This window comes from Paracoccus xiamenensis (genome assembly GCF_011308835.1).
Taxonomy (GTDB): domain Bacteria; phylum Pseudomonadota; class Alphaproteobacteria; order Rhodobacterales; family Rhodobacteraceae; genus Paracoccus; species Paracoccus xiamenensis.
Genome location: NZ_JAAOHY010000001.1, coordinates 617,149 through 632,456, shown reverse-complemented (window position 1 = coordinate 632,456; position 15,308 = coordinate 617,149). Strand labels below are relative to the sequence as shown.

The 15,308-nt window shown below is 64.7% G+C and carries 15 protein-coding genes, 1 tRNA gene and 1 pseudogene; 9 read left to right on the top strand and 8 right to left on the bottom strand.

Annotated elements, in window-relative coordinates; genetic code table 11:
* The first annotated feature begins 6 nt into the window (after nt 1-6).
* Nucleotides 7-1,068 carry an AI-2E family transporter gene (locus G7044_RS03170; RefSeq protein WP_328803798.1) on the top strand — a complete coding sequence of 354 codons (1,062 nt, stop codon included), beginning with the start codon at nt 7-9 and terminating at the stop codon, nt 1,066-1,068.
* Nucleotides 1,069-1,131: 63 nt separating this feature from the next.
* Here G7044_RS03170 and G7044_RS03165 read toward each other — a convergent pair whose 3' ends face one another.
* The gene (locus G7044_RS03165; RefSeq protein WP_166325813.1) at nt 1,132-1,761 is read right to left on the bottom strand and encodes a J domain-containing protein; all 630 of its coding nucleotides are present in this window, start codon (nt 1,759-1,761) and stop codon (nt 1,132-1,134) included.
* Nucleotides 1,762-1,829: 68 nt separating this feature from the next.
* Between G7044_RS03165 and G7044_RS03160 the strand changes: the two genes are divergently transcribed.
* Complete coding sequence (locus tag G7044_RS03160; protein WP_166325810.1) at nt 1,830-2,078, top strand: BolA family protein; 249 nt, start codon at nt 1,830-1,832, stop codon at nt 2,076-2,078.
* A gap of 96 nt (nt 2,079-2,174) precedes the next feature.
* On the opposite strand, the gene G7044_RS03155 is transcribed toward G7044_RS03160, so the two are convergent.
* Nucleotides 2,175-2,249: transfer RNA gene (locus tag G7044_RS03155), tRNA-Gly, on the bottom strand.
* A gap of 151 nt (nt 2,250-2,400) precedes the next feature.
* Here G7044_RS03155 and G7044_RS03150 point away from each other — a divergent pair.
* From G7044_RS03150 to G7044_RS03135, 4 genes are all read left to right on the top strand, one after another.
* Nucleotides 2,401-3,015: a DUF5671 domain-containing protein gene (locus tag G7044_RS03150; RefSeq protein ID WP_166325807.1), complete on the top strand. Its 615-nt coding sequence runs from the start codon at nt 2,401-2,403 to the stop codon at nt 3,013-3,015.
* Nucleotides 3,008-3,457: a hypothetical protein gene (locus tag G7044_RS03145; protein WP_166325804.1), complete on the top strand. Its 450-nt coding sequence runs from the start codon at nt 3,008-3,010 to the stop codon at nt 3,455-3,457. The genes G7044_RS03150 and G7044_RS03145 overlap by 8 nt, the downstream gene beginning before the upstream one ends.
* Before the next feature lie 61 nt (nt 3,458-3,518).
* Entirely contained in the window at nt 3,519-4,667 is a 1,149-nt protein-coding gene (gene ctaA, locus G7044_RS03140) for a heme A synthase (RefSeq protein ID WP_166325801.1), read from the top strand.
* A complete protein-coding gene (locus G7044_RS03135) occupies nt 4,664-6,142 on the top strand; it encodes a carboxypeptidase M32 (RefSeq protein WP_166325798.1) in 1,479 nt (492 codons plus the stop codon). The genes ctaA and G7044_RS03135 overlap by 4 nt, the downstream gene beginning before the upstream one ends.
* 85 nt (nt 6,143-6,227) lie before the next feature.
* Here G7044_RS03135 and G7044_RS03130 read toward each other — a convergent pair whose 3' ends face one another.
* From G7044_RS03130 to rplU, 5 genes and pseudogenes are all read right to left on the bottom strand, one after another.
* Nucleotides 6,228-6,719, bottom strand: coding sequence for a flavin reductase family protein (locus tag G7044_RS03130; RefSeq protein WP_166325795.1), 492 nt, complete (start codon nt 6,717-6,719; stop codon nt 6,228-6,230).
* Nucleotides 6,716-7,609, bottom strand: a complete 894-nt coding sequence (locus G7044_RS03125) for an aldo/keto reductase (RefSeq protein ID WP_166327278.1) — start codon at nt 7,607-7,609, stop codon at nt 6,716-6,718. Before G7044_RS03125 ends, G7044_RS03130 begins: the two co-directional genes overlap by 4 nt.
* 99 nt (nt 7,610-7,708) lie before the next feature.
* The gene (locus tag G7044_RS03120; RefSeq protein ID WP_166325792.1) at nt 7,709-8,269 is read right to left on the bottom strand and encodes a GNAT family N-acetyltransferase; all 561 of its coding nucleotides are present in this window, start codon (nt 8,267-8,269) and stop codon (nt 7,709-7,711) included.
* Nucleotides 8,270-8,359: 90 nt separating this feature from the next.
* Nucleotides 8,360-8,632: a 50S ribosomal protein L27 gene (rpmA, locus tag G7044_RS03115; protein WP_166325789.1), complete on the bottom strand. Its 273-nt coding sequence runs from the start codon at nt 8,630-8,632 to the stop codon at nt 8,360-8,362.
* Between the two features lie 101 nt (nt 8,633-8,733).
* Nucleotides 8,734-9,219: pseudogene (rplU, locus tag G7044_RS03110) on the bottom strand (50S ribosomal protein L21); the annotation flags it as partial.
* A gap of 343 nt (nt 9,220-9,562) precedes the next feature.
* Between rplU and tkt the strand changes: the two are divergent.
* From tkt to G7044_RS03095, 3 genes are all read left to right on the top strand, one after another.
* Nucleotides 9,563-11,581, top strand: a complete 2,019-nt coding sequence (gene tkt, locus G7044_RS03105; protein ID WP_166327276.1) for a transketolase — start codon at nt 9,563-9,565, stop codon at nt 11,579-11,581.
* 76 nt (nt 11,582-11,657) lie between these two features.
* A complete protein-coding gene (locus tag G7044_RS03100) occupies nt 11,658-12,572 on the top strand; it encodes a DMT family transporter (protein WP_166325783.1) in 915 nt (304 codons plus the stop codon).
* Nucleotides 12,565-13,533, top strand: a complete 969-nt coding sequence (locus G7044_RS03095) for a lysophospholipid acyltransferase family protein (protein WP_166325780.1) — start codon at nt 12,565-12,567, stop codon at nt 13,531-13,533. The genes G7044_RS03100 and G7044_RS03095 overlap by 8 nt, the downstream gene beginning before the upstream one ends.
* Nucleotides 13,534-13,579: 46 nt before the next feature.
* Here G7044_RS03095 and G7044_RS03090 read toward each other — a convergent pair whose 3' ends face one another.
* Nucleotides 13,580-15,202, bottom strand: coding sequence for a mucoidy inhibitor MuiA family protein (locus G7044_RS03090; protein ID WP_166325777.1), 1,623 nt, complete (start codon nt 15,200-15,202; stop codon nt 13,580-13,582).
* Nucleotides 15,203-15,308 lie beyond the last annotated feature (106 nt).

Sequence of the window (15,308 nt, the reverse complement as noted above, 5' to 3'; positions counted from 1 at the left end):
ACCTGAGTGGAGTCGCAAAAACAACAGCTGCGCGAAAGGCTGCAAACCGGCTTTTTGGGAATCATTGCCTTCGCGCTTCTGCTGTTCCTGCTGGTGCAGGCGCGGTTCATGCTGATCTGCCTGGCGATTGCGATCATCATCTTCTCGCTGACCTCGGACGCCATCGGTGCCATCGCCCGAAGGCGGGTGCCGAACTGGCTGGCGACGACGCTGGCGCTGATCGGGATCGGGACCGGGCTGTTATGGGCCTCGGCCACTGTGGTCAGCCAGATCAACGAAGTCGTCACCACCTCGATTTCCTATGCCGAACAGATGCAGGCCGCCCTGCCCGCATTGCTGGAATGGCTGGGACCGCAGGCGCAGGAAACCGTCGACACCGCGCTGCGCAACTTCAACCTGACGGGCTGGATGCGGACGGCGGCGGGCAGTGCATCGAACCTGCTGTCAGGCGCGGTGCTGATCTTCCTGTTCGTCGGCTTCATGTTCGCGGAACGGGCGTGGTTTCCGCTGAAAATCGAAAGCCTGATGAGCAATGACGCCGCCGCGGCAGAGCGTGTGCAACGCATCATCACCTCGATCATGCGGCGGGTGAACCGTTATCTGGTGGTCAAAACGCTTGTCAGCGCCGCCACGGCGACCTCTGTCTGGGCGATTTTCACCTTGGCCGCACTGCCCCTGGCCGGGCCGGTGGCGGTAATGACCTTCATCCTCAACTTCATCCCCTCGGTCGGGTCGATCGTGGCGACGATAATCTCTGTCGTGCTGACCTATGTCCTGACCACAGACCTGAGCACGACCGCCGTGATCGGCATCGCCTGCACGGCGGTTCAGTTCACCATCGGCAATGTGCTGGACCCGATGCTGCTGGGCCAGACCCTGCGGCTGTCCAGCTTTGGCATCATCATCAGTCTGGCCTTCTGGGGGGCGATCTGGGGCATTCCGGGGATGTTCCTGGCGGTGCCGATCATGGTCGCGGTGATGATCGTCTGCGCGCATATTCCGTGGCTGCGACCAGTGGCGGTCCTGTTATCGCGCGAAGGCCACCCCGATGACGGGCTGGCCGACTGACACCAGATCCCGGACACAAAAAAGCCCCCGGCAAGGGGGCTTTCTTATCGGCCTCTGACCGGGTCAATCCTTGAAGTGACGGCTGTCCTTGATCTGGTCCCAGGCCCAGACCACTTCGGCCAGACGATCCTCGTCAGACCGGTCGCCACCATTCATATCCGGGTGAAGAACCTTTACCAGGGCTTTGTATTGCTTTCTGATTTCTGTCTTCGTTGAACTATCCTGCGCTTCCAGAATTTCTAGCGCACGGCGTTCAGTCGGGGGCAGTTTGCGCCGCGCACTGGCGGCGCGGACGGCCGGGTCGGTGCCATTCGCGCCCAGGATCTCCATCGGGTCGCTGATGCCATGGCGCGCCCAGGCCTGTTCCTGCACGCCGCGCGCAAAGGGCTTGGTCGGGCGTTCCCAGACGGTGGCATTGTCCAGAAAGGCCTGGAATTCCTCCTCGGACTGGCCCTGGAAATAGTTCCAGTTCTGGTTGTATTCGCGGACGTGATCCTTGCAGAACCAGAAATAATCGTCGAGGTGACGCGGGTTTTTCGGCGCGCGGTACTGGGCCGGCTCCTCGCAGCCCGCCTTGTCACAGATCCGGGTCGAGGTCTCGAACGCACCGGTCATGCCGCGTCGCCCCTTGGTCCGGCGTTTCTTGTCCGTCTTCGCCGAAAGATCGAATCCGAAAGGGTCGTCCTTAGTCATTTCCACGCCTTGTTCTGCTCGGGTTCAGCAGTCTAAGCTATTTCGCACCGGATGAAAGGGGGGCAAGGATGATTGCCGACGAGATGCGCGAAAGACTGCAGCAATTGGGGCCGACCGCGCTGGATGTCATCGACGAAAGCGAACAGCATCACGGCCATTCCGGCTGGAGCGAGGGCGGGCAGACGCATTTCCGCATCCGCATCAGCGCCCCTGCCCTGACCGATCTTAGCCGAATCGAACGTCACCGTCTGATTCACCGCACGCTTGGCGACATCGTGCCGCGCATACATGCCCTTGCGATTGAGGTGCAGACCTGATCGCAGGCCTCAGATGGGAAAGCCACCTGCCCTTTGCAAGTGTGGCCTGAAACGCAAAAGACCGGGCCGAGGCCCGGTCTTTTTGATCGAAGAAACTGGAGCGGGCGATGAGATTCGAACTCACGACCCTAACCTTGGCAAGGTTATGCTCTACCCCTGAGCTACGCCCGCATCCGTTTCGTCCCGGTGGTTGCCCGCCGGTGAGGGGCGATTTAGGTCAGCCCGCCGAAGGCTGCAAGCGAAAAACGCCGCGCGTCGGCATTTTTTTTCGCACTTGCGGAAAACCCCGCGATTTGCCCAGATTCCGCCCTGGAGGTTCAACATGTCCCTACCCCGCCAGATCACCGGATTCGTCCATGACGCGCTGGAACGCGGGCGCAGCCCCGCTGAAATCGACGCAGCCCTTGCCAGCACCGGCTGGTCAGCGCGCGAAAGGGCTGATGCGCTGGCAAGCTGGATCGCCGCGCCCGGCATGCCGCCGATTCCGCGGCCCCGGCCCTATCTGTCCGCGCGCGAGGCGCTGCTTTACGGGCTTTTGTTCATCTCGCTGGCCGTGGTCGCCTTTCAACTGTGCCAGTTGGGCTTCGGTCTGGTCGACAACCTGGTCCTGCCGGCGGGCGGCATTGAAGGCCAAACCAGACGCGAGCTGAACGGACCGATCGCCACGCTGATCATCTTTACCCCGGTGTTCCTGCTGCTGAACCGGATCATTTCGCGCGGGCCGGAACGCGAATTGGGCCGCCGTTCGCTGGTGCGGCAATGGTATGCCTCGATCACGCTGCTGATCACCTCGGTGGTGCTGCTCAGCGATCTGGTGGCGGCGGTCTATATGTTGTTGGGTGGTGAGATGACCTTGCGCTTCCTGATCAAGGCGCTGATCGTCGCGGCCGTGGCCGGGCTGGTCATCGGCTATTATCGGGACGAGATGCATGATTGATACCCGCCGTGGCGCCACCATCGCCATTGCGCTCTGCGTGGCGTTTGCGGTGGCTGCCGGGCTGTTCATCAGCGGCGGCCCCGGCCGGGCCCGAAAGGAGGCCCGCGACGATCACAGGCTGCGCGACCTGCGCCAGATCAGCGCCAACATCCGCTGCCAGGCCCAAACCTCTGGCCGGGTTGCGGATACCCCGCAACTGACCGATCTGTGCCCGCGCCCCTTCACGATGCAAAACCCCAACACGGGCGAGAATTACACCTATATCCGCATCGATGACCGCAACTGGCGCATTTGCGCATCGTTCGAGCTGCCCGACCGCATCCGCCCGCGCGACGGCGCCCAGTTCGATGCGAAAACCGGCTGTCTGCTGGGCAACATGAGCGCGCGCCAGCGATCAGGCTTTCCGGCCTTGAACCCGCTCCTGCCGACGCCGCAGGATTGACCGGCTGGACGCCCCTGCCCGCACAGGCTAAGCCAATGCCCAATCAAAGGCAGAGGTATCCATGGCCAAGCGCCCCGTCTTCCAGGACGTCACCGCAGACACCCCACGCCCCGCACCGACCGCTGGCGGGCTGATCGACGCCGCACCCAAAGGCGCGCGCCGCGCCATCCGTGCCTGGCTGATCGTGATCTTCGTCATGGTCGCCGCCATGATCGCGCTTGGCGGGGCGACGCGGCTGACCGGCTCGGGCCTGTCCATCGTCGAATGGAAACCCGTTACCGGCACCTTGCCGCCCATGGATCAGGCCGCCTGGCAGGCCGAATTCGACGCCTATAAGCAGATCCCGCAATATACGCAGGAAAACGCCGGCATGGATCTGGCAGGCTTCAAGCGCATCTACTGGTGGGAATGGTCGCACCGGCTGCTGGGCAGGCTGGTGGGCCTCGTTTGGGCGGCGGGCTTTATCTTCTTCTGGGCCACCAAACGCATTCCGCCGGGCTGGACGCCGCGCCTGCTGGGCCTTGGCGTGCTGGGCGGGCTGCAGGGTGTGGTCGGCTGGTGGATGGTCCATTCCGGCGTGGCGACAACCACGCTCACCTCGGTCGCCAGCTACCGGCTGGCCATCCATCTGGGCCTCGCCTTCGCGATCCTGGGTCTGATCGCCTGGTACGCGATGCAATTGTCGCGGACGGAAGCCGATCTTCTGCGCGCCCGACGCGCGGGCGAACAGAAGCTGTTTTCGATGTCCACGGGGCTGATGCATTTCGCCTTTCTGCAAATCCTGCTGGGCGCGCTTGTCGCCGGCATCGACGCCGGCCGCCAATATACCGGCTGGCCGACCATGGGCGGCGAATGGATCCCGGCGGCAATCTGGGACCCGGCGCTCGGCTGGCGGAACTTCTTTGAAAACCCGGCGCTGGTGCAATTCGTCCATCGCATGGCCGGCTATCTGCTGACCATCTTCGCGGTGGTGGTCTGGCTGCGCGCCCGCAAATCACCCCATCCGGTGACACGCGGCGCCTTCACCGTCATGCTGGTCGCCCTGGCCGCACAGATCGCGCTTGGCATCATGAACGTCATTCACGCCTCCCCGCTGGCGCTGGCGCTGCTGCACCAGCTGGGTGCGGTCGTGCTGTTCGTGCTGATCATCCGCGCCCGCCACAACGCGCGCTATCCCTATGAAACCTCGATCCGCGGAGCCTTGAGATGAGCGATTTTGACGCCTTGATGGAATTCCAGCGCACGACCGAGGCGCTGTCTTCGGTCGCAGAACGCCTGGGCTGGGACCAGGAAACCGTGATGCCGCGCGGCGCAACCGAACAGCGGGCCGAGGAAATGGCCGCGATGGAGGCGGTGCTGCACGAACGCCGCACCGATCCGCGCATCGGCGAATGGCTGGACGGGGCCGAGGCAGAGGTCGAAGACGAAGAAGACGCCCGCATGCTGGAACTGATCGGGCGCGACTATCGCCGTCAGACCCGTATCCCGGCGCGGCTGGCCACCGAACTCGCGCGGGCGACCTCGCTGGCGCAGGGCATCTGGGCCGAGGCGCGCGGCAATGAAGACGTTGCCGCCTTCCTGCCCACCTTGTCCGAAATCCTGATGCTGAAGCGTGAAGAAGCCGCGGCCATCGCCGATGGTGGCGATGCCTATGACGCGCTGCTGGACGATTACGAACCGGGCGCCACCGCCCAATCCATCGCCGCGATCTTCGACGAAATGCGCCCGCGACTGGTGCAGCTGCGCGATGATGTCATGGGGGCAGACCGCCAGCCAATCCGGCTGGACGGGCAATTCCCATCGGAAACCCAACTGCGCCTCGCCCGCCAATGCGCCACAGCCTTCGGCTATGACTGGACGCGTGGACGGATGGACCTGGCGGTGCACCCGTTCAGTTCGGGCCGCTGGCAGGACAGCAGGATCACCACGCGCGTCGTCACCTCGGACCCGTTCAACTGCCTTTACTCGACCATTCACGAGGTCGGTCATTCCAATTACGAACTAGGCATCGACAGCGATTATGCCTTCACCGCGCTTGGCCGAGGGGTTTCGCTGGGCGTTCACGAATCGCAGTCACGCATCGCCGAAAACCAGATCGGCCGCTCGCGCGCCTTCACCGAATGGCTGTTCGCGCGCATGTCGGACGCTTTCGACGGCATGAATATCGACAATGCTGATGACTTCTATGCCAGCGTGAACCGCGTCACCCCCGGCTATATCCGAACCGAATCGGATGAGGTGCAATACAACCTGCACATCATGATGCGTTTTGATCTGGAACGTGACCTGATCGCGGGCCGCCTGCACACCGCCGACTTGGAGGAGGCATGGAACACCCGCTTCCTCAAGGATTTCGGCGTGGCCGTCGACAAGCCCTCGAACGGGGTGCTGCAGGACGTTCACTGGTCCGTCGGCCTGTTCGGCTATTTCCCGACCTATGCGCTTGGCAATGTCTATGCGGGCTGCCTGAACCGGGCAATGGGCGCGGCGGTGCCTGATCTGGATGCATCGCTGACACGCGGCGACGCGACCCCGGCGGTCGAATGGCTGCGCGAGAATGTCCACCGCCACGGCGCGCTGATCCCGCAGGTGCCGCTGATCGAACAGGCCAGCGGCGCGCCCGTCTCGGCCGATCCGCTGCTGGATTATCTGGAAGAAAAATTCGGCGCCATCTACGACCTGTAACGCAGCAAGCCGGGGCTCAAACCCCGGCCTTCTTCATTCTGGCCCAAATATCCAAAAAAGCGGCGGCCCCATCGCCGCCCGCGTCTCAATCCGCGCGATGTCCGCCCCAGCGGCCCTGCGCAAAAACCAGCGGACGCCCCTCATTCGTGTCGACCCGCAGCACACGGCCGACGACAAGGGTGTGGTCGCCTGCGTCATGGGCGACCTCCTGCGCGCAATCGAACCGCGTCAGCACGCCGGGAATGACCGGCACGCCTTCGGGCGACAGCGTTACATCCAGCCCATCAAATTGCGCGCCTGCACGCGTAAAACGGTCGGCCAGATCCTTCTGATCCTCGGCCAGAACATGCACGCTGAAATAGGGCGCATGCGCAAACAGGTCATGCCGGCGCGAGAACTTGCCCGGCGACCACAGCACCAGCGGCGGCGCCAGCGACAGCGAGGCAAAGCTGTTCGCCGTCACCCCCTGCGGGCCGACCGGCGTCGGAATCGTCACCACTGTCACCCCGGTCGCGAAACTGCCAAGCGCATCGCGGAAAGCCCTCGCGTTCTGGTGGTCGGGAACGAATTCCGTCATGGGACATCACGCCCAAGGGCGGCCGCATAAAGGATAAACCAGTCTTCCAGGTCCAGCTCGATCCGCGGGGCCTGATCAAGGGTGGCGATCCGGTCCAGCGTGTTGGTACCCATCACCGGAACGATCCCCGCCGGATGCGCCAGCAGCCAGGCCACCGCCAGCGCGGCAATATCGGTGTCCTTCGCCTCGGCCATCTCGCGCAGCGCCGCAATCAGCGCCGGTCGTCCTCCGGCCAGCAACGAGCCCCCCGCCAGCGGCGACCAGGCCATGGGCAACATGCCGGCGCGCTGGATGAAAGCCAGGTCGCCATTGGTAAACGGCTCCAACGCCGCCAGCGAGATCTCTATCTGATTGGCAACCAGCGGCTGGGTCATATTGTCAGCCAGAAGCTCGACATCGAAGGGACGGAAATTCGACACACCCACGGCGCGCACCTTGCCGGATGCGACCAGATCATCCAGCGCCCGCCCGGTATCCACGACATCCATCATCGGATTGGGACGGTGGATCAGCAGCAGGTCGATCCGGTCGGTCTGCATGGCACGCAGGCTGGCCTCGACCGAGGCGGTTATATGCGCGGCCGAGGTATCGTAATGCTTGATCCGCGCCCCGGCATGGCGACCGATCGGCGCGACGATCCCGCATTTGGTCACGATCTCGATCCGGTCGCGCAGGCCCGGAGCGGACGCCAGCGCCGCGCCCAGAATCTCCTCGGCCTGGTAATCGCCGTAGATATCAGCCTGATCGACCGAGGTGATACCCTGCGCAAGACAGGCCTCGATCTTCGCCTGCACATGCCGCGGGCTGGTATCGGCATCCGCCGCAATACGCCACATCCCATAGGCAATACGGCTGATCGCAACATCATCGGCAATCTGGAAACGCAGCATGTCGATCATGGCTCTTTCGAAGGTCACGCATCCCTATAGGGGCTGAGGCGGGGGATTTGAAGCAGAACCGGGACAACAGATGCCGCCCCGGCGGAATGCTTATTCAGCCATCCGGCGCAGATAGGTCCAGGTCGGTACCCGGGCATTGCGCGCCACCGACCAGCTTTCGGCATCGCCCAGATAGGCAAAGCCGCAATTGGTCAGCACCCGAGCGGACCCCGGATTATCCTGAAAGACCTCGGCGAACAGCGTACGCGCGCGATGCGGGTTCACTGCCACCAGCGCGGCCACGGCCTCGCTTGCGAAGCCGGTATTCCAGAAGCCCGCGCCGACCCAGAAGCCGAGTTCCGACTGCTGATCTTCCATCCGCGTCAGCGAGACCACGCCCAGAACCTCGCCCAGACCATGGGCCGATCCGTCGATGGCCCAGACATCCTCCGTTCGGTCCGGTTCCATCGCGCGGGCGACGAAAGCCTCGGCCGCGCCGGGGGGCAACGGGTGCGGAATGGCCCGGGTGCCTTCGGCCACACGTCGATCGGCGGTGTAATGCGCGATCAGCCCCACGTCGGATCGGCGCAGCGGCCGCAACAGCAGCCGTTCGGTTTCGATGAGGGGCTGTTCTGCGGCCAGATCGGGCGGCGCGAAAGCCAAAGAACTCATGACACTTCCTCCAACGGACCCCGGGGTCCCAAAAAGCATAAAGGGACCGGCTTGCGCCGATCCCCCTATCACAGCCGGGTTAATATCGGCTTACTCGGCAGCCTCGGCGTTGGCCGGCAGCACCGAAATATAGGTGCGCCCCTTCAGACCTTTCTTGAAGGTCACGGCGCCGTCGGTCAGTGCGAACAGGGTATGATCGCGGCCCATGCCGACATTGGCGCCCGGCCACCAGGTGGTGCCGCGCTGACGCACGATGATGTTGCCGGCGATGGCCGACTGGCCGCCGAACAGTTTCACGCCGAGACGGCGACCGGCCGAATCGCGACCGTTGCGGGACGAACCGCCTGCTTTCTTGTGTGCCATGACTTTAGTCCTCTTGCACTGTGGTCAGACCTGCTGACCGAATATTGCGTTCATCGGGGCGCCCCTGCCGGACGCCCATCCCCAGATCAGGCTTTGTCCGAAGCGGCGGCAGCCTTCTTGGCGCGGGCCGGCTTCTTCGCAGCGGGTTCAGCGGCGTCAGCCTTGGCGGCCTTGGCAGCCTTTGCTTTCGCGGGCTTCTTGGCCTTGGCGGGGGCTTCGGCGGCAACCGCCGGACCCGCGGCGCGCATGCCCACGGCTTCCTTCACGCCCGACTTGTCGGCGCCTTTTTCCAGCACGTCGGTCACGCGCAGCAGCGTCAGTTGCTGACGGTGGCCACGGGTGCGCTGCGAGCTGTGCTTGCGGCGACGCTTGACGTAGGTGATGACCTTGTCAGCCTTGATCTGGTCGATGACTTCGGCCTGAACCCCAGCACCGGCAACCAGCGGCGCGCCCACGGTCGAACCGACCATCAGGATCTCGTTGAACTGGACCTTGTCACCTGCATTGGCAGCCAGCTTTTCCACGCGCAGCACGTCGCCCGCCTGAACGCGGTACTGTTTGCCGCCCGTCTTGAGAACTGCGAACATCGCATCTTCCTTCGTATCCCGCATCCTGCGGCCCCAGCAATTGCTGGCGTTTCGGAGGCATACAGCCCCGCCTTCGGACAGCGCACCCGGTCAGGGGTGATGGTTGAAAATAAACTGCCGGCCAAGGGCGCAAGCCCGGCCGGAAGCGTTCATATGGCGGATTCGCCCCACCAAGTCAACGCCTGTTTCATAAAGATCGCAGGGAATCCCCCGCATTTACAGCCTGAACCGCGCGGCGGCACGACACGGCGCCATCTGGCATAACCGCGTCGCGGGCGCTTGAAACCGGGCCGACAACTGGTATCAGGGTTCCAACTTTCTTTGCAAGGATAGCGCCATGGAAATCGACCTCGACGCCCGCCGCAAGGCTGACCCCCAGCACTGGGCCCTCGCCACCTCGATCCGGGTGCTGGCCATGGACGCGGTGCAGGCGGCAAATTCGGGCCATCCCGGCATGCCGATGGGCATGGCCGATGTGGCCACGGTGCTGTTCACCAAGCACCTGAAATTCGACGCCTCGGCCCCGCATTGGTTCGACCGTGACCGCTTCATCCTGTCGGCCGGCCACGGCTCCATGCTGCTTTACGCGCTGCTGTACCTGACCGGTTACGAGGACATGACCCTCGACCAGATCAAGCATTTCCGGCAGTGGGGCGCGAAAACCGCCGGCCATCCCGAATACGGCCATGCCGAAGGGATCGAGACCACCACCGGTCCGCTGGGTCAGGGCATCGCCAACTCCGTCGGCTTCGCCGTGGCCGAAGAAGCCATGCGCGCCGAATTCGGTGACAACCTGTGCGATCACCGCACCTGGGTCATCGCAGGCGACGGCTGCCTGATGGAAGGCATCAGCCAGGAAGCGATCTCGCTTGCCGGCGCCCAGCAACTCGGCAAGCTGATCGTGCTGTGGGACAATAACAACATCACCATCGACGGCCGCGTCAGCATCGCCGACAAGACCAACCAGCACGAACGCTTCGAGGCCTCGGGCTGGCGCGTCCTGTCCTGCGACGGCCATGACGCCGCCGATATCGACCGCGCCCTGACCGAGGCCGCGAATTCCGACGGCCGCCCCACGCTGGTCGACTGCAAGACCATCATCGGCTTCGGCTCGGCCAAGAAGCAGGACACCGCCGGCGCACACGGCTCGCCGCTGGGGGCCGAGGAAATCACCGCCACCCGCCGCGCCTATGGCTGGGAACATGCCGAATTCATCATCCCCGACGACATCCTCGCCGAATGGCGCAAGGCCGGCTCGCGCGGCGCCACCGATCGCGCGGCCTGGCAGCAACGCGTCGACGCCCTGCCCGAGGATGATCGCGACGAATTCGCCCGCCGCATCTCGCACGAGGTCAGCGCCAAGCTCGGCCCGGCCATCGACGCGCTGAAGCAGCAGGCGCTGGAGGGCAAGCACAAGGTGGCAACCCGCCGGGCATCCGAAATGGTGCTGGAAGTGATCAACCCGCTGCTGCCGGAAATGTTCGGGGGTTCCGCCGACCTGACCGGTTCGAACAACACCAAGACGCCGGATCTGGGGGATTTCAACGTCCAGAACCGTGGCGGCCGCTATATGCGTTACGGCATCCGTGAACACGGCATGGCTGCCGCGATGAACGGCATCTTCCTGCATGGCGGCTTCCGCCCCTATGGCGGCACTTTCCTAACCTTCACCGATTACGCACGCGGTGCGATGCGCCTGTCGGCGCTGATGGGCGTGGGTCCGGTTTACGTGATGACCCATGACAGCATCGGCCTGGGCGAGGACGGCCCGACCCACCAGCCGGTCGAACATCTGGCCATCTGCCGCGCCACGCCCAACACCATCGTGCTGCGCCCTTGCGACCTGATCGAAACCGCCGAGGCCTGGGAAATCGCGCTGGAAAGCGTCGATGCGCCCTCGGTCATGGCGCTGTCGCGGCAGAACCTGCCGCTGCTGCGCGAAACCGCAGGCGAAAACCTGTCGGCCAAGGGCGCCTATATCCTGCGCGAGGCCTCGGCCGCGCCCAAGGTGATCCTGATGGCCACCGGCTCGGAAGTCGAAATCGCCGTGAACGCGCGCGAGAAGCTGGAAGCAGACGGCATCCCGACCCGCGTCGTCTCGGTCCCGACGATGGAGCTGTTCCGCGACCAGCCCGAGGAATACCGCCGCGAAGTCCTGCCCGCCGGCACCGTCCGCATCGGCATCGAGGCTGCCGTGCGTCAGGGCTGGGATTGGCTGCTGATGGGCGAAGGCGGCAGCGATGCCACGTCGGATTTCGTCGGCATGACCCATTTCGGCGCCTCGGCCCCGGCGGACCGGCTGTACAAGGAATTCGGCATCACCCCCGAAAACGTCGTCGAAAAGGCAAAGGCACTGCTGTGATCGACAGCGGTCGCCACAACGACCTTCACAACAACGACCCGCAGCGACTTGATGTCGCTGCGGTTTTCTGACGAACATGCCGAAGCAGACGCATCTGGGCGTGGTGCCCTCGCATGGGCAGAATGACCAGACGCGCGGCATCCTGATCCTGTTGCTGGCGATCTTCCTGTTCACGCTGATGGATGCGACCGCCAAATATCTGGGTCAACATTACCCGGTGCCGCAGGTCGTCTGGGCGCGGTTCATGGGCAATCTCGTCATCGTGGCGCTGTATTTCCGCGCCAGTTTCATCCCCAGCCTGCGCTCGCGCCAGCCCGGGCTGCAATTCGCCCGCGCGCTGACGCAACTGGCCTCGGCCTCGCTGTTCTTCACCTCGCTGCAATATATCGGCATCGCCGAGGCGACCGCGATCATGGACATCAACCCGGTGCTGATCACCCTGGGCGCGGGGCTGTTTCTGGGCGAGCGGATCGGCTGGCGGCGCATTCTGGGCATTGTCGCCGCGCTGATCGGGGCGATGATCATCATCCGCCCCGGCATGGGCGTCTTCCACCCTGCCGCCGTCCTGCCGCTGATCGGGGCGTTCACCTATGCCGCGGGCGCGCTTCTGACGCGAGTCGTGCGGACGGATTCGCTGGCCACCTCTGTCGTCTGGTCCGTGCTGGTTGGCAGCGTCGCCACCAGCCTTGTCGTGCCCTTCTTCTGGCAACCGATCCAGATGGAACATCTTTGGGCCTTCGTCATCATCGGGTTGCTGGGCGCGGTCTCGCAAGCGCTGATCGTCTATGCGTTCTCGCTGGCCGAGGCCGGGGCCATCGCGCCTTTCGGCTATACCAGCCTGATCTGGGCGGCGCTGTGGGGCTGGATGTTCTGGGGCGTGCTGCCCGATCAATGGACGGTGCTGGGGGCGGTTATCATCGTGGTCGCGGGTCTCTATATCTGGTCCCGAGAGAACAGGACTGCCCGCAAGGATGCACCCCGGCATGAATAACGACCCGCTGCATCAGGAACCGCCTGCGACTGTCGGGGCCCCGGCACCGACGCCAAAGAAGCGCAAGAAAAAGCGCCGGTCCGAGGATGACCCGATCGAATGGACCGACCGCATCGCCAATGCGGCTTTTCTGGGCGTCATGGGTCTGGCGCGGTTGCTGCCATACGAGCGCCGCATTCCACTGGTCGGCTGGTTTTTCGCGCATGTGCTTGGCCCCATCGCCGGCTGGTCGCGCCGCGCGCGCGAAAACCTTGCCCTTGCCATGCCTGACCTTTCGGAGGCGGACCGTCGCCAGATCGCCCGCGACGTGCTGAACAACGCCGGCCGCTCGATGGCCGAGATCTATTCGGGCGAGGAGTTCACCGCCCGCATCCGCGACCACGACCCGCTGACCGGACCCGGCCTTGCCGCTTTGGAAGACGCCGCCGCCAATGACCGCCCCGTCATCCTGGCCTGTGCGCATTTCGGAAATTACGACGCCATGCGTGCGGCGCTGGCGGCACGGGACTGGCCGGTGGGGGCGCTGTACCGGCCGATGAACAACCCGGCCTTTAACGCCCATTACATCCCCGCCATACGCGCCATTGCCGAGCCGATCTTTCCGCGCGGACGTTCCGGCTTTGCCGCGATGCTGAAATTCCTGCGCGGTGGCGGGATGCTTGCCCTTGGCTTCGACCAGTTCATCCATGACGGCGCGACGCTGCAATTCTTCGGCATCCCCTCGCGCACGGTGCTGACACCTGCCGAGCTGGCGCTGCGCTATGATGCGCTGCTGATCCCCATTGCGGGCGTGCGCCAGCCCGACGGGCTGAGCTTTAAGGTCGAGGTGCGCGAGCCCATCGCCCATTCCACGCCCGAGGGGATGATGCAGGCGCTGAACGACGATCTGGAAAACCAGATCCGTGCCAATCCGGGACAATGGTTCTGGGTTCACCGGCGCTGGAAGAAACGCGGCCGCTAGGCCCGCGGCCAGTCCGCAACGGCCACGCCGGTCGCACCGGTAGGGGTTAGTTGCTCAGGACATAGCCATCTGGCCAGCGGATCGTCGTCTCCAGCGTGATTTCCTGCGTCGCGCCTGCGGCCAGTTCGCTTTCCCAGACCAGCAGGCCGCGCTTGCCGTCGGGATCTTTTTCGGTCGGCTCGACCGAGGCGTCCCAGTCCACCACGACCTCTTTCTGCTCTGACACCGGCACCTGGTCGATCATCCGCAACTGATAGTCGCGCCCGGTCAGGTTCTTCGCCTCCAGCACAGCGGTTTCGGTCATCGAGGCGTCGCGCCGGATCAGCCCGCCTTCCGCGCTTTCGCGGTCCGGGGTGCGGCGGTCCAGCACGATCCCGTCGATGGGACCAAAGCCCAACTGCATCTCGTCGCCTGCCGCGGTCAGCGACAGGTCCATCTGCCCGACCATCACACCGTCATTATACAGCGCGGCCGGACCGGGCAGGATTACCTCGGCCAGCGGGTTTTTCGTATCCACGACCAGATAGGCGGCCTTGTCATAAAGGGGCACGGCCTCTGCCACCAACACCTCGACCGGCAGGTCGCGGCTGTCCAGTTTCAGGCGCAGCGCATCGACACTGCTGCGCAGGTCAACCGGCGCGGCGTAACGGTAAACGGCGGTCGTGCCCTGAAAATCGACCGAGGCGGCATCGACCACCACCGCCTCGACCTCGGCGACCGGGGCAGCGAGGGCGGCGTCAGCCATAGGCTCGGGTGCATAGGCGCGTTCGGCCACGCCCGCGCGGGGATCGTAGGCCCGTACCACGCGCGGATAAACTTCGCTTGTCGTCGACTGCCCCGACGGCCGGCTGGTCGACATGGTCAGCGTGACGCCCGACCAATCCTCGCCGGTCGACTGGGCCACCATCAGCCCACGCTCCAGCACCAACGTCTTCGCCTGCTGATCCAGCCGCAGGTCATAGACCGGGCGCCAGCTGGCGAAATCGGCGTTGGAGGTCACGGTGATCTGCGCAGGCCCACCCTGCCCCTCGACCGCCAGCACAAGCGCAGCCTGATCGCCGCGCGGTTCCTGAAGGGCGTCCAGCCGGGCAATGGCATCATTCAGCAGACGCTCATCTTCGCTGCGGCCCTGTTCGGCGGCAAGCGCGCGGGTCTCTGCCTCGATCCCGGCGCGACGGGCGGCCAGCATCCGCCCCGCGACCATATCGGTCAGCCCCGCGACATCGCCCGTGGTCGCATTGTCGGAACTGGCCAGCGTGCGCAGGAAAGACAGCAGATCCTCCGAAGCCTCAACCTCGGCCCTGATCGCGGCAACGGCGGCGTCGCGGTCGCGTAGTGCGCGTTCCAGACGCTCGACCTCGGCCCGCGCGTCCTTGATGGCCTGCGTGTCCGGCGCCCCGTCAGGCAAGGCGCGCCCCGTCTGCAGGCTGACCGCGCCGATCGTGGCGCCTTCCGCCACGACACGCATGCCAGCCGGATCGGTATCGGCCGGCAGTCCCGGAATGACCAGCTGATGCGACCCCGCTGGCAGGTCCAGCCGGCCACTGCGAATGACGCTGGCGCCCTGCGGGTACAGTGTCGCCGCCGTGACCGGGGCCTGAACCTCGAACGTGTCGGCCAGGGCGGGGGCCGTGGCGAGGATGGCAACCGTGGACAAGAGAAACCGCATAAAATCCTCCGAATTATCAAGCGGAAGATTGCGGCAGCACCCCTTGGCTTGGCAAGCGCCGAGATCGCGCGGCGCATTACATCTGTGTTACCCTTCTAGATGCGGC

What these genes read in the sequence shown, in the direction of transcription:
- G7044_RS03145 (WP_166325804.1), top strand. Translation starts at nt 3,008, where the DNA reads ATGATTGATACCCGCCGTGGCGCCACCATCGCCATTGCGCTCTGCGTG.
- G7044_RS03165 (WP_166325813.1), bottom strand. Translation starts at nt 1,761, where the DNA reads ATGACTAAGGACGACCCTTTCGGATTCGATCTTTCGGCGAAGACGGAC.
- G7044_RS03160 (WP_166325810.1), top strand. Translation starts at nt 1,830, where the DNA reads ATGATTGCCGACGAGATGCGCGAAAGACTGCAGCAATTGGGGCCGACC.
- G7044_RS03100 (WP_166325783.1), top strand. Translation starts at nt 11,658, where the DNA reads ATGCCGAAGCAGACGCATCTGGGCGTGGTGCCCTCGCATGGGCAGAAT.
- rpmA (WP_166325789.1), bottom strand. Translation starts at nt 8,632, where the DNA reads ATGGCACACAAGAAAGCAGGCGGTTCGTCCCGCAACGGTCGCGATTCG.
- G7044_RS03130 (WP_166325795.1), bottom strand. Translation starts at nt 6,719, where the DNA reads ATGACGGAATTCGTTCCCGACCACCAGAACGCGAGGGCTTTCCGCGAT.
- G7044_RS03125 (WP_166327278.1), bottom strand. Translation starts at nt 7,609, where the DNA reads ATGCTGCGTTTCCAGATTGCCGATGATGTTGCGATCAGCCGTATTGCC.
- G7044_RS03120 (WP_166325792.1), bottom strand. Translation starts at nt 8,269, where the DNA reads ATGAGTTCTTTGGCTTTCGCGCCGCCCGATCTGGCCGCAGAACAGCCC.
- G7044_RS03150 (WP_166325807.1), top strand. Translation starts at nt 2,401, where the DNA reads ATGTCCCTACCCCGCCAGATCACCGGATTCGTCCATGACGCGCTGGAA.
- G7044_RS03095 (WP_166325780.1), top strand. Translation starts at nt 12,565, where the DNA reads ATGAATAACGACCCGCTGCATCAGGAACCGCCTGCGACTGTCGGGGCC.
- G7044_RS03090 (WP_166325777.1), bottom strand. Translation starts at nt 15,202, where the DNA reads ATGCGGTTTCTCTTGTCCACGGTTGCCATCCTCGCCACGGCCCCCGCC.
- G7044_RS03135 (WP_166325798.1), top strand. Translation starts at nt 4,664, where the DNA reads ATGAGCGATTTTGACGCCTTGATGGAATTCCAGCGCACGACCGAGGCG.
- ctaA (WP_166325801.1), top strand. Translation starts at nt 3,519, where the DNA reads ATGGCCAAGCGCCCCGTCTTCCAGGACGTCACCGCAGACACCCCACGC.